The sequence below is a fragment of the Pseudarthrobacter sp. SL88 genome (genome assembly GCF_026672455.1).
Classification (GTDB): Bacteria; Actinomycetota; Actinomycetes; order Actinomycetales; family Micrococcaceae; genus Arthrobacter.
This window is the reverse complement of sequence record NZ_JAPPRD010000001.1, coordinates 1,537,486-1,550,211: the sequence shown is the minus strand read 5'-3', so window position 1 is coordinate 1,550,211 and position 12,726 is coordinate 1,537,486. Positions and strand designations below refer to the sequence as shown.

The 12,726-nt window shown below is 66.9% G+C and carries 16 protein-coding genes; all 16 read right to left on the bottom strand.

Annotated features, from left to right (window positions below; translation table 11 throughout):
* Positions 1 to 10 precede the first annotated feature (10 nt).
* Positions 11 to 898 (bottom strand): tyrosine recombinase XerC, encoded by an 888-nt coding sequence (locus OVA06_RS07120; RefSeq protein ID WP_268157260.1) that lies wholly within the window; start codon positions 896 to 898, stop codon positions 11 to 13.
* A 167-nt stretch (positions 899 to 1,065) separates the two neighbouring features.
* Positions 1,066 to 2,250 (bottom strand): DNA-processing protein DprA, encoded by a 1,185-nt coding sequence (gene dprA / locus OVA06_RS07115; RefSeq protein ID WP_056085437.1) that lies wholly within the window; start codon positions 2,248 to 2,250, stop codon positions 1,066 to 1,068.
* A gap of 20 nt (positions 2,251 to 2,270) precedes the next feature.
* Entirely contained in the window at positions 2,271 to 3,815 is a 1,545-nt protein-coding gene (locus tag OVA06_RS07110; protein WP_268157256.1) for a YifB family Mg chelatase-like AAA ATPase, read from the bottom strand.
* Complete coding sequence (locus OVA06_RS07105; protein ID WP_268157253.1) at positions 3,816 to 4,172, bottom strand: YraN family protein; 357 nt, start codon at positions 4,170 to 4,172, stop codon at positions 3,816 to 3,818.
* A gap of 148 nt (positions 4,173 to 4,320) precedes the next feature.
* The gene (locus tag OVA06_RS07100; protein WP_015937397.1) at positions 4,321 to 4,647 is read right to left on the bottom strand and encodes a DUF2469 domain-containing protein; all 327 of its coding nucleotides are present in this window, start codon (positions 4,645 to 4,647) and stop codon (positions 4,321 to 4,323) included.
* 80 nt (positions 4,648 to 4,727) lie between these two features.
* On the bottom strand, positions 4,728 to 5,510 hold the full coding sequence (locus tag OVA06_RS07095) for a ribonuclease HII (protein WP_268157250.1): 783 nt from the start codon (positions 5,508 to 5,510) through the stop codon (positions 4,728 to 4,730).
* A gap of 2 nt (positions 5,511 to 5,512) precedes the next feature.
* The gene (lepB, locus tag OVA06_RS07090; RefSeq protein WP_268157249.1) at positions 5,513 to 6,388 is read right to left on the bottom strand and encodes a signal peptidase I; all 876 of its coding nucleotides are present in this window, start codon (positions 6,386 to 6,388) and stop codon (positions 5,513 to 5,515) included.
* Positions 6,389 to 7,066, bottom strand: a complete 678-nt coding sequence (lepB, locus tag OVA06_RS07085) for a signal peptidase I (RefSeq protein ID WP_268157247.1) — start codon at positions 7,064 to 7,066, stop codon at positions 6,389 to 6,391.
* An 85-nt stretch (positions 7,067 to 7,151) separates the two neighbouring features.
* Positions 7,152 to 7,511, bottom strand: a complete 360-nt coding sequence (rplS, locus tag OVA06_RS07080; RefSeq protein ID WP_015937401.1) for a 50S ribosomal protein L19 — start codon at positions 7,509 to 7,511, stop codon at positions 7,152 to 7,154.
* Positions 7,512 to 7,748: 237 nt separating this feature from the next.
* Complete coding sequence (trmD, locus tag OVA06_RS07075) at positions 7,749 to 8,558, bottom strand: tRNA (guanosine(37)-N1)-methyltransferase TrmD (RefSeq protein ID WP_261621042.1); 810 nt, start codon at positions 8,556 to 8,558, stop codon at positions 7,749 to 7,751.
* Positions 8,559 to 9,104 (bottom strand): ribosome maturation factor RimM, encoded by a 546-nt coding sequence (gene rimM / locus OVA06_RS07070; RefSeq protein ID WP_268157245.1) that lies wholly within the window; start codon positions 9,102 to 9,104, stop codon positions 8,559 to 8,561.
* A gap of 108 nt (positions 9,105 to 9,212) precedes the next feature.
* Entirely contained in the window at positions 9,213 to 9,455 is a 243-nt protein-coding gene (locus tag OVA06_RS07065) for an RNA-binding protein (protein WP_015937404.1), read from the bottom strand.
* Position 9,456: 1 nt separating this feature from the next.
* Entirely contained in the window at positions 9,457 to 9,867 is a 411-nt protein-coding gene (rpsP, locus tag OVA06_RS07060) for a 30S ribosomal protein S16 (protein ID WP_056085347.1), read from the bottom strand.
* Between the two features lie 225 nt (positions 9,868 to 10,092).
* On the bottom strand, positions 10,093 to 10,533 hold the full coding sequence (locus tag OVA06_RS07055; protein ID WP_268157242.1) for a hypothetical protein: 441 nt from the start codon (positions 10,531 to 10,533) through the stop codon (positions 10,093 to 10,095).
* A gap of 96 nt (positions 10,534 to 10,629) precedes the next feature.
* The gene (locus OVA06_RS07050) at positions 10,630 to 11,505 is read right to left on the bottom strand and encodes a VOC family protein (RefSeq protein ID WP_056085344.1); all 876 of its coding nucleotides are present in this window, start codon (positions 11,503 to 11,505) and stop codon (positions 10,630 to 10,632) included.
* Positions 11,506 to 11,606: 101 nt separating this feature from the next.
* Positions 11,607 to 12,689: an amidohydrolase family protein gene (locus OVA06_RS07045; protein WP_268157240.1), complete on the bottom strand. Its 1,083-nt coding sequence runs from the start codon at positions 12,687 to 12,689 to the stop codon at positions 11,607 to 11,609.
* Positions 12,690 to 12,726: the final 37 nt, after the last annotated feature.

Here is a 12,726-nt window from a genome sequence, read left to right as displayed (position 1 = left end):
TCACGTCGGTTCAGGCCCTCGGGTGGGCCTGCTGGTAGCTTTTACGCAGCCGGTCCACGGACACGTGGGTGTAGATCTGGGTGGTTGCAAGGCTGCTGTGGCCCAGGATTTCCTGCACGGCACGCAGGTCCGCGCCGCCGTCCAGAAGGTGGGTGGCCGCCGAGTGGCGCAGTGCGTGCGGACCCGATGCCGAGGTGTCCCCCATGGCTTCGAAGAGTCCATGGACAACGGAGCGGACCTGGCGCTGGTCCACCCGGCCACCCCGGAGCCCGAGGAACAACGCCGGCCCGCTGGTGTCCTTTGCCATCAGCGGCCGCCCCCGGCGCAGCCAGTCATCGACAGCCAGGGCAGCGGGTACACCGTAGGGAACGGTGCGCTCCTTGTTGCCCTTGCCGATCACGCGAAGTGTCCTCCGGTCCGGCTCCAGGTCGTCCACGTCCAGGCCGGTCAGCTCACCCACACGGACGCCGGTGGCGTAGAGCAGTTCGACGATGGCCCGGTTCCGGACGGCCATCGGATCACCATCGGCAGCGCGGTCCTCGAGGTCCTTGAACAGCCGTTCGAGCTGCGACGCCTGGAGAACCCCCGGGAGCGACCGCTCACGCTTGGGTGCTTTGAGCCGGAGGGCAGGATCGGCGTCCAGATGCTCTTCCCGCAGGGCCCAGGCGGTGAAGGCCCGGATCGTGGCGGAGCGCCGCGCCAGTGTGGCCCGGGCCGCCCCGGACTGGCTCTGGGCCCCCAGCCAGCGCCGGAGGGTTCCCAGTTCGAGGTCCTGGAGTTCAGTGGCCCCCTCGGACGCGGCGAAAGCCAGGAGGCTTTCAAGATCGCCAAGGTATGCGCGCCTGGTGTGTGGGGATACCGCCCGTTCGCCGGAAAGGTACGCGGCAAAGCCTTCCATTGCCCGCAGGAGATTCGGGGGCAGCCCGGGGGGCTGTTCAGCATGTTCCACCCTCCTACTTTCTCAGGTGCCGGCCCCGCAACGCGGCCGGACACGGCACACCGGCCCTCCGGGGCCACCGCCGCCGTAATTACTGGCGCATTGTCAGCTGGCGGGGTTGTATTCAGTCAGTCAGTCGCTTTGCCCCGCTTCCAGCCGCCCCGCTCCGAGACGGCCAGCCCCAGAAGTCCCAGGCGGCCCAGCCCGGCCCGGACAGAGTCCTGGCCCAGTCCGGCGACTGCTGCCAGCTTCTCCACCGATGTGGTGGAGCGCAGGGGCAGTGCGTCCAGGAGGATCAGGTCCTCAAGCGTCAGCCCGTCCTGGACCTGCGCAGCAACCTGCCGCTGGTCCGGGAGGGCAGTTCCGCTGGGTGCGGCAAGCTCGGCGACCTCGGCGGCGTCGGTCACGCAGACCGCTCCCCCATCACGGAGGAGCCTGTGGCAGCCGGCCGAGTTGGCGCTGTGTACCGAACCAGGAACCGCGCCGACGGCGCGGCCCAGGTTTTCCGCGTGGTGCGCGGTGTTGAGGGCTCCGGACCGCCACCTTGCCTCAACCACTACCGTGACGGCGGACAACGCGGCAATCAGGCGGTTCCGCTGCAGGAACCTGTACCGGGTCGGTGCCGAACCGGGAGGCACTTCGGCGAGGACAGCTCCCCGGTTGCTGACAGCCCGGAGGAGGTCCTCGTTTCCCGACGGGTAGAAGCGGTCGACTCCACCGGCCATGACGGCGATGGTGGGAACGGCGCCCGAGCCGCCGGCAAGGGCGGCCCGGTGGGCGTGGGCATCAATGCCGTACGCCCCGCCGGAGACAACGGTCATCCCGCGCTGCGCCAGGGAGTACGCAAGGTCACCGGTAACCGACGCCCCGTAGCTTGTACTGTCACGGGACCCCACCAAAGCGATACTGCTCTCCAGGGCGGGCAGGGGCTGTTCGTGGCCCCGCCACCAAAGGCAGATGGGTTCCTGGATACCGAGATCGGCGAGCTGTCCAGGCCAGAGATCATCCGAAGGAACGATCAGCCGGCCGCCGAGCCGGGCCATGGTGGCCAGGTCCCGCTCGGGTGCGAGATCCGGGATCCGCGGTTGCCACCGCTTCAGGGCCGCGGCCAGTCCGGACCAGCCTGCCGGTGGACCGTTGTCCGCCAGCAGGCCTGAGATTTCCTGTTCGAGCCCCGGCCCCGCGGCCACCTGGCCCGTGGCAATCCGAAGCCCGTCCACTGCTCCTGCCACGTGGACCAATGCCAGGCCTGCGGCATCCTGCGGCTCCATCAGACGCGAGAGCGCAGCGCGGGCAACACGTTCTGGGCTCATGGTTGCTTCATTGGCGCCGGTCATGCCGCGGCCGCCGTTGCCTGCCGCAGGGCCAGTGCCTGCCCGACGTCGTTGGCGTCCGGAGCGTCCCTGAGCCCAAGGTCAGCAAGCGTCCACGCCAGCCGGAGGACCCGGTCGTATCCCCGTGCCGTCAGTATCCCGCGTTCCAGCGAGTGGTCCAGAATCCGGGTAACCCCAGGCGCCAACCGCAGCTCGCCGCGGAGGACCCGGCCCGACACCTGGGAGTTCGTCTCCAGCCCGAGCGGACCAAGCCGCTGTACCTGGCGTTGGCGTGCGTCCCTGACCCGACGGGCCACTGATGCGGTGTCTTCCTCGGCGCCTCCCTGCCCGAAGTCAGCAAGCGAAACACGCTCCACCTGCAGCTGGATGTCCACCCGGTCCAGCAGGGGCCCAGACATCCTGGCAAGGTACCGGCGCCGCATTATCGGTGTGCAGGTGCAATCCAGCCCTTTCCCTGAAGCCTTACCGCAGGGGCAGGGATTGGCTGCGAGCACCAATTGGAACCGTGCAGGGTAGGCTGCTGTCCCTGCCGACCGGTGGATCACCAGCTCGCCGCTTTCCAGCGGCTGCCGCAGCGCATCGAGCACCCTGCGTTCATACTCGGGCGCCTCGTCGAGGAAGAGCACACCACGGTGGGCGCGGGATGCTGCCCCGGGCCGAGGCAGGCCGGAACCGCCACCAATAATGGCCGCGGCGGTAGCTGTGTGGTGCGGGTTCTCAAAGGGCGGCCGCCGCAGCAGCTGGACCTGCGACGAGGGCAGTCCGCAGAGGGAATGGATGGCCGTCACCTCCATGGATTCGTGGTCTTCCAGGTCCGGCAGGATCCCTGGCAGCCGCTCCGCCAGCATGGTCTTCCCGGCTCCGGGCGGCCCGGTGAGCAGCAGGTGGTGGGCGCCTGCCGCCGCCACTTCCAACGCCCTGCGGGCCTCTCCCTGCCCGGACACGTCTGCCATGTCCGGGCAAGGGGCCGCTTCCCCGGACGCACCTGGATCGTCGTCGGCGTCGTCGGGCTCAAAGTCCAGCGCAAGCTCCTGGGGGTCGGCACCGAAATCCAGGACGAGCCGTGCCAGGGTCCGGTACCCGCTGACGTTGGCTCCGGGCACCAGCGAAGCTTCGGCGAGGTTTGCCTGCGCCACCACAACATCGGGGTACCCGGCCTGCACGGCCGCCATGACCGCGGGGAGTACGCCGCGGACAGGCCTGAGCCTGCCGTCAAGGCCCAGTTCGGCGATGAAAACGGTGCGCCCTGTGGGCCGGATGTCATTGGCCGCCCGGAGCGCCGCCATGGCTACAGCCAGATCGAAGCCGGAACCGCGCTTGGGCAACGAAGCGGGAATAAGGTTTGCGGTGATCTTGCGGCGGCTGAGCGGTATCCCCGAATTCTTTGCCGCGGAGCGGATGCGTTCCCGGGCTTCGTTCAGCGCCGCATCCGGAAGTCCCAGAATCACGAATGCGGGAAGGCTCTGGCCAATATCGGCTTCCACCTCAACCATGTACCCGTTCAGGCCCACCAGCGCCACCGACCAGGTTCGTCCGAGCGCCATTCAGCCCACCCCCTTGAGGTGTTCCAGCACGGGGCTGCCGCCGCCGTCGTCCACCACCGCGATGACGTCCACGCGCCGCAGCGGCATCCTCAGCTCACGGTCCCGGCACCAGGCTGCGCCGAGCCGGTGCAGCCGGGCAAGCTTGTCCGGTCCCACTGCCTCAAACGGGTGGCCGTAATCAAGGGACCGGCGCGTCTTCACCTCGGCGATGACCAGCACGTCCCCGTCCAGCGCGACGACGTCGATTTCGCCCTCGCTGCAGCGCCAGTTGCGCTCCACTATCAGCATGCCGAGGGTCTCAAGATAACCGACGGCGAGGTCTTCGCCATGCCGGCCCAGTAAATCTTTGGCTTTCATTTCTACCTCCGCAACCAGCCTGAGGGCGTGAGGTTGCGGAGGACAGGGAGCTCATCCCCTATGTGCATGACGGCGGTGGTGTGGAGGGATAGTCCACGTGGAGGACCAGGCGCCACGGACTCCGTGGCGGTACTGGAACCTGCGTGCCCTAGTTGCCCAGGTCTACGTCTTTCGGCAGTGCCAGTTCCTCGTTCCGCGGAAGTTCTTCCACGTTGACGTCCTTGAAGGTCAGGACGCGGACGCTCTTGACAAACCGTGCGGACCGGTAGACATCCCAGACCCATGCATCAGACAGGGTCAGGTCGAAGTAGACCTCGCCATCGGCGCTGCGGGCCTGCAGGTCCACGTGGTTGGCCAGGTAAAAGCGCCGTTCAGTCTCGACTACGTAGCTGAACAGTCCGACAACGTCGCGGTATTCACGGTAGAGCTGCAGCTCCATGTCGGTCTCATAGTTTTCAAGGTCCTCGGCACTCATGCTTCCATCTTGCACCATGTCCGACGGTGCCGGAGCCGCAACGGCCCGGGAGCAGGCTCTGGGCAGACCCGGAAAAGGAGTCAGACTCCGTCCGGCATGTCGCCGGTGCCCTGCAGTTCCCCGCCCAGGAGGCGCCAGCTCACCCGGTGGTAGGGAGTGGGTCCGGCGGTACGCAGCACATCGCGGTGCAGCACCGTGGCGTAGCCCTTGTTGATGTCCCAGCCAAAGTCGGGGTACTCGGCGTGAAGTTCACGCATGGTCCGGTCCCGCTCCACCTTGGCGATGACGCTGGCAGCAGCCACGCTCAGGCACTGCATGTCCGCTTTGACCTTGGTGTGCACCGGAGCGTCGCATGCTGCCTCCGGCACCTCCTGGTCAAAGAGCGACAGCTGCCCTGCCGGGGACAGCCAGTTGTGGCTTCCGTCCAGCAGCACCATGTCCGGAATGACCCCGGCCGACAGGATGTCCTGCCAGGCGCGCGTTCCCGCCAGCCGCAGGGCCGCAATGATTCCCAAGGCGTCAATCTCGTGCGCCGAGGCGTGCCCCACCGCGGAGGCCACGCTCCAGCGGCGTACCAACGGCTCCAGCCGCTCCCGCTCCGGGGCGCTGAGGAGCTTGCTGTCGCGGACGCCTGCCAGGGACTTCTGGCGTTCAAGGTCGACGACGGCAATCCCCACGCTTACCGGACCGGCCAATGCCCCGCGGCCCACCTCGTCTACCCCCGCAAGAAGCCGCACGCCCTGCGCCTTGAAGGTCCGCTCGTGGCGCAGTGTGGGCGCCTTGCCGCGGCCCGTGACCTTCGGTGATCCGGACCTCGGCTTGGCGGGCGCCTTGACCGTCCCGGCCTGTACTGCCTGGGTCATGGTCAGGGCGCGGCGGGGACGTTGCGGAAGACGTCCGGATAATTGCCGAGGGTGGTGATGCGGTTGAGCGGCCAGGCGATCACCGCTGCTTTGCCTTCAAGGTCGCTGAGGTCGATGAAGCCGCCATCAGACTCCATGTGGGCGCGGGAGTCGGCGGAGTGGTTCCGGTTGTCGCCCATCACCCACACCTTGCCTTCCGGGACCGTGACGTCGAAGTTGCGGACCTGCGGGACTTCTGCCGGGTTGACATAGGTTTCATCGACCGCGGTGCCGTTGATGGTCAGTTTACCGCCGGCGTCGCAGCAGACCACATGGTCGCCGGGCAGGCCGATGACCCGTTTGACGAGGTGCTGGTCTGTGTTGTCGGGGAGCAGGCCAACGAATGTCAGCCCGTCCTGCACCCAGGTAAAGGGTCCCTTTGCCTCGGGTGCTGCCGGCGGGAGCCAGCCCTTCGTGTCACGGAATACGACGACGTCTCCGCGGTTGAGGGCGAAGGGTTCAGGCACCAGGAGGTTGACGAAGATCCGGTCGTCAATGTCCAGGGTGTTCACCATGGACTCGGAGGGGATGAAGAACGCGCGGAACAGGAAGGTCTTGATGAGGAAGGACAGCACGACGGCGATCACCACCACTGTGGCTACTTCCTTGAGCCAGGCAAACACCGGGCTGCCCGAGTCCTTGCCGGCTGGCTTGCCCGCGGCTTTGGCAGCCGAGCGGCTGGGGGCCTGCGCGGGCTCTGCGTTGCCGCGCCCTGCTTCGGTCCCGGTGTCAGGCGTTGAATCCGGGGCCGCGGCTGCTGCTTCGGGTGTCTGCCCGGCGGGCTCGTCCGCGGCTCCATCGCGCCGCGGTTCGGGTGTCCGCGCGTGGTTCTCGGGCATCTACTGTCCGTTCTCTGGGGTTGGTGCAGCCGCAGCCGGCCTTGGTACTGGAGCAAATCTATCAAGCGGCCAGACGATCTGGACGGGCCGGCCGATGACACGGTCCAGCGGAACCATGCCACCACCGGGGGCGCCCAGCAGGCTTCGCGAATCGGCGGACACGGCCCGGTGGTCGCCCATCAGCCAGAGTCTGCCTTTCGGGACCACTGAGTTGAATTGTTGCGTGCTGGGCACGTCTCCCGGGAAGACATAGGGTTCGTCCACGGGCTCACCGTTGACGGTGACTTTCCCGGCCGCATCGCAGCACACCACGGAATCCCCGGGCAGCCCAATGACCCGCTTGACGTACGTGGTGTCGCTCCCCGTGAGCCCCAGCCACCGGGTGGCTGCGGCCGCGGCGTCCGCCAACGGCCCCTTGCCGCTGTTGAGCGGAGCAAACGTGCCGCGTCCATCGAAGACCACAACGTCCCCGTGCCGAATGGGTTCGGCGGTGAAGTCGGTCCGGGACACCAGGATCCGGTCCCCGCCTTCCAGCAGGGGTTCCATCGATTCCGAAGGGATGAAATAGATGTCCAGCCACAGCGACCGGACCAGGCCGCTGATGACGACGGCGAGGAGCAGTGCCAGGAACGCAAAACGCCAGCCCGGTTTCCTGGGCTGGCGTTTTGTCTGGTCCATAAGTCCGTATCCTGGGCACTGGTGCTGATGGCTCCGGCGCTGGCCGGATACGACTGCGGCCCAGCCTTCGTAGGTCCGGGAGGACTTACTTGGCAGAGGTGAAGTCGCGCTTTTCCTTGATCTTTGCAGCCTTACCGCGCAGTGCACGCATGTAGTAAAGCTTGGCGCGGCGGACGTCGCCCTTGGTGACAACTTCGATCTTGTCGATGATCGGGGAGTGTACCGGGAAGGTACGCTCCACACCGACGCCGAAGGACACCTTGCGGACCGTGAAGGTCTCGCGGACGCCGTCACCCTGGCGGCCCAGGACGAAGCCCTGGAAGACCTGGACGCGGGAGTTCTTGCCTTCGATGATGTTTACGTGCACCTTGAGGGTGTCGCCGGCGCGGAACGCGGGGACGTCAGTGCGCAGCGAAGCTGCATCGACGGAATCGAGAATATGCATAATTGCACTCCTGGTGAACGCCACAGGTCATTCACTTTAGGTCACGGCCGGGAAAGCCCTGCGCCGATGGCGCATTGGGAGTATCCCGCCCGAAGTTAAGTGGTCCGGCCGCCTCACTGGTTGACGAGGCCGGTTGTCAGGCTGTTGGTTGCGCTCCCCCTGTGGCAGGTGCGGACCCAGCAGACACAAGGACTAATTTTGCCACAGCAGTGCCCGTACAGCCAATCCTGCGCGGCTTCAGCCGGCGGATTCCGCCTTGCCCGGCCGTCGGACCGGCCTGCCGTCGACGATGTCGTAGCCGAGCTCCTGCAGGGCAGAGCGGTCGGCCCTCGGAAGCTTCCCGGCATCGAACGCCTCCAGCAGGTCCGGACGCCGCTCGGACGTCCGGCGAAACTGCTCATGCCGCCGCCACTGGGCGATCTTGCCATGGTTTCCGCTCAGCAGGATGGCGGGCACCTCGCGGTCGCGCCAGACGGCGGGCTTGGTGTACACCGGGTACTCCAGGAGGCCGTCGGAATGGGATTCCTCCACCAGGGATTCGGGATTTCCCACGACGCCGGGCAGCAGCCGCCCAACGGCCTCCACCATGGCGAGCACGGCAACTTCTCCCCCATTCAGGACGTAGTCGCCCAAGCTTACGGGACGCACGTCGAAGTGTTCGCCGGCCCATTCGATCACCCGTTCATCGATGCCTTCGTAGCGTCCGCAGGCGAAGGCAAGGTGCTCTTCGCCTGCCAGCTCGTGGGCCAGGGCCTGCGTGAAGCGCTCACCCGCAGGTGACGGAACGATGAGGACGGGCTTACCCCGGTGTCCGGGCCGGGCTTCGGCAACAGCGGCAAGCGCCTGCGACCACGGTTCCGGCTTCATGACCATGCCCGCACCACCCCCGTAGGGAGTGTCGTCCACGGTACGGTGCCGGTCCGTGGTGAACGACCTGAGGTCGTGGACATGCAGGTCCAGGATGCCGTCCTGGCGCGCCTTGCCGATAAGGGACAGCTCCAGGGGCGCCAGGTACTCGGGAAAGATGCTGACGACGTCGATGCGCATCTAGTCGGTGCCTTCCGGCTCCGCCGGTGCGGCTTCGCCGGAGTTGACTTCGAAGAGCCCGTCCGGCGGGGTGAGGAGGATATAGCCTTCGCTGACATTGACTTTGGGGACAATCTGCTCGACGAAGGGGATCAGGATCTCCTCGCCGTCCGGGGTGGTGACCATCAGAAGGTCCTGCGCCGGCGCGGTGTTGAGGGCAGTCACCTTGCCCACGACCATGCTGCCCACACGGGCCTCGAGGCCCACGAGCTCATGCTCGTACCAGCCGTCTTCATCGTCCTCGTCCAGTTCCGCTGATTCGATGAAGAGCTTGGCGCCGCGGAGAGTCTCAGCCTGGTTCCGGTCCAAGATTTCCTCGAAGGCCAGCAGCAGGATGTCCTTGTTCCAGCGGGCGCTGCTCACTGTCAGCGGCCCGGACTGCGCCGGCTCCACCACGAACTCCACGCCGGGGACGAACCGGTCCCCGGGAGCGTCGGTCATTACCTGGACCGTGACTTCCCCGCGGATGCCGTGGGGCTTGCCGATGCGGGCCACCTGGAGCTGCATATGTTCCTCTGTTCGGGTTGGTGCACATGGTGTTGGTTCGTGAAAAAACTCCGGCCCCTCCACCAGGTGGTGGAGGGGCCGGAGAGCAAAACTGGTGTTGCCGGACGCTCAGCGGCGGCGGTCGGTGTCGACGACGTCGACCCGGACCGGCTCGCCCCCGGCCAGCGCTGCCACGACGGTGCGCAGTGCACGCGCCGTGCGGCCCTGGCGGCCGATCACCCGTCCCAGGTCATCCTGGTGAACACGAACCTCGAGGGTATCCCCGCGGCGGTTGTTCTTCGAATTGACCGTGACGTCGTCCGGGGAATCAACGATTCCGCGGACCAGGTGCTCCAGCGCGTCTGCCAGCAACTTACTCAGCCTCGGTGGTCTCTGCTTCGGCTTCGGCTGCCTCAGGCTTGGAAGCCTTCTTGGTGATGGCTTCCGGGATGATGACGGAACCCTTCTCCGGTGCGACGAAGGCTTCCTTCTCGCCCTTGGTCTTCAGGGTGCCTTCCTGGCCCGGGAGGCCCTTGAACTTCTGCCAGTCACCGGTGATCTTGAGGATGGCGGCAACCTGCTCGGACGGCTGGGCACCGACGGAGAGCCAGTACTGTGCACGCTCGGAAGCGACCTCGATGTATGAGGGCTCTTCGGTGGGGTGGTACTTGCCGATCTCCTCGATGGCACGGCCGTCACGCTTGGCGCGTGAGTCCATGACGACGATGCGGTAGTACGGGGCGCGCATCTTGCCGAAGCGCTTAAGGCGAATCTTTACGGCCACTTTTGTGGTCACTCCTGTTTCAGAAAAGGGGTGAGCCCGGCGTTCTGCACCCGTGGGGCGGGCCGTACTTGCGGGTTCGAAGGACAGGATCCAGACGCGGAGAGAGGGGCCACGCAGATCGAGTACCTGTCTATTGTGCCAGATCATCGGGAGGATTTCGACTTGGCACCCTGCGTCCGCGGGCACGGCGCCGGGTCCCGCCCGGATTGCCCCGCCGGGGAAAGGTCAGGCGGACCAGACGTACAGCCCCGACCGCTCCGAATCGCCGATTCCGCCGGCCAGTTCAGCAACCTGCCGGACGTAGGTTTGCGCCTGTCCGGCGTCGAACGGCATGTCATCCTGCGCCGCCCACTGCGCCGCGACGTCCTCGAGGACATCCCCCTCGCCTTCAGTTTCGTAGGTGAGCAGGTCAGCCAGGGCCCGGACCATTGCCGGCGGGACGGCCAGCAGGGAATCGCTGGCCACGTCCACCATCGTCAGCTCGTAGTCGGCGCCGCCGGCGTGGACTGCGGTGCCGGCCAGGTCTCCGAGCTGCTCCACTTCGAAGTCGCTGATACCGGGGATCCGGACCGCATCGGCGGCCGGTGGGGCGCCCCCGCCATCAAGGGTTCCGGCGCGCTTCAACGCGGCATCGTGGGTGGCTACGAAGATTTCGGTAAAACCCATGGGAAGTGACCTCTTCCGTGTACGGTCCGGCACGCCGGGGATACCTGCCTGGCGTCCCCGGTCTATCGGCTTCAGCCTAGTACGCGGAAGGGGCGCTCAGCGCACCGCAACCCGGATGCTGTTGCGCCACGGGTCCTCGAAGCGCAGCTCAGCGCCGGTGTGGTGCGAGGAGACGCCGGCGACCTTCAGGCGGTCAGCGAGCGCGCCGACGTCGTCACCGGACGGCACCTCGATGAGGACCTCGCCGAGGCCAAGGGTGTCCTTCCGCGGACCGGCACCGCGGCTGTTCCAGACGTTCATGGCCATGTGGTGGTGGTAGCGGCCCGCGGAGACGAAGAGAGCCTGCCCGTGCCAGCCGGCGGTCTTTTCGAACCCGAGCGTTCCTACGTAGAAGTCCCGGGCGGACTGGACGTCGCCCACTTGGAGGTGGACGTGGCCTACTCCGGCGGTGGTCTGCCGCTGACCCTGGAGTGATTCTTCGGAGAGGTGCTGCTCCAGGTAGCGCTGGGGCGGCAGCGCCAGGCTGTCCATCACCACGTCGGTGCCGTTCCAGGACCAGTTGCTTCGCGGGCGGTCCCAGTAGAGCTCGATGCCGTTGCCTTCGGGATCACTGAAGTAGAAGGCCTCGCTGACCAGGTGGTCGGCGCTGCCCGTGAAGGAGCGGGGCTCGAACTGGGCTGCAGTGGCCACCGTGGCGGCGAGTGCCGCCTGGTCCTCGAACAGGAGGGCCGTGTGGAACAGGCCAGCTTCTCCCCTGCCGGGGATCGTCAGGCCGGGGGCCGGAGCCAGATGGACCAGGGGCTTGCCGAGGCGGCCGAGGTACAGGCCGCCGTCCTGCTCAGCAACCACCTCAAGCCCCAGTGCGCGCTGGTAGTAGTCGGTCATGACCTTCATGTTGCCGACCTTGAGCATCACGGTGCCCATGGCGAGGTCGGCAGGAAGAAGATCCTGGCTGGTGGCTTCTGCAGTCATTGAACGCTCCCTCTAATGGAGGCCGTCCGGATGAGACGGCCTGTCATAAGTTAAAATTACTTGAAGCTTCAATTTATTCCAAGTGCAGGGTGGATGTTTTCCTAGCGGACCACCTGGCCACCCAAAACCACGTGGGACGGGTGCGCCACGGTGTCCAGCGTCCTCCGGGGATCGTCCCGGAACAGCACGACGTCGGCACGCGCCCCTTCTGCCAGCCCGTCGGCGCCCAGCCAGGCTCGGGCGGCCCAGCTGGCCGCGTTGAGCGCCTGGGCTGCGGGCAGCCCGGCCGCGTGCAGGGCAAGGATTTCGTCAGCGATCCTGCCGTGGCGGATCACGCTGCCGGCATCCGTTCCGGCGAAGATCTGCACGCCGGCTTCCCATGCCTCGCCCACCCGCTCCAGCCGGCGTTCCCAGAGAGCCAGCATGTGGGCGGCGTACACCGGAAACTTGGGCTTGGCCTGGGCAGCAATATCCGGGAACGTGGCGATGTTGACCAGCGTCGGAACGATGGGTACGCCCTGCTCCACAAACCGCGGCAGGTGCCTGGGCAGCAGGCCGGTGGCGTGTTCTATGCAGTCGATCCCGGCGTCGAGCATTTGGTCCAGGGTGTCTTCGGCGAAGCAGTGGGCGGTGACGCGGGCACCTTCATCGTGTGCGGCACTGATCGCATCGCGGACGACGCCGGCGGGAAAGGAGGGTGCGAGGTCGCCGGCGCTGCGCTCGATCCAGTCCCCGACGAGCTTGACCCAGCCGTCGCCGTCGCGGGCTTGCTTACGCACGGCCTCCACAAGCCCTTCAGGCTCGACCTCGTGGGCGAAGCCCCGGAGGTAACGGCGGGTACGGGCGACGCGCCTGCCGGCCCGAATCAGCAGCGGAAAGTCTCGGCCGCCCTGCATCCAGCGGGTATCGGCGGGCGACCCCGCGTCCCGGATCAGCAGCGTGCCTGAGTCCAGGTCGGCGCGGGCCTGGGCCTCGGCCTCACCGGCGTCCACCGGCCCGGCAGGGCCCAGGCCGATGTGGCAATGGGCGTCGACGAAGCCGGGCAGCACCCAGCCATCAAGTACAACGTCCGGGCTGGCCTCCGGACGGGTAAATGTCAGGCACCCGTCCACGGACCAGAGACCGTTCCGTTCGCTGTCCGGTCCCGTGAGGACGGTGCCGCTGAAACCGATGATGTATGGCATGGATGCCTCCTCTTCCTGCCCGGTCAGGCTAGCACCG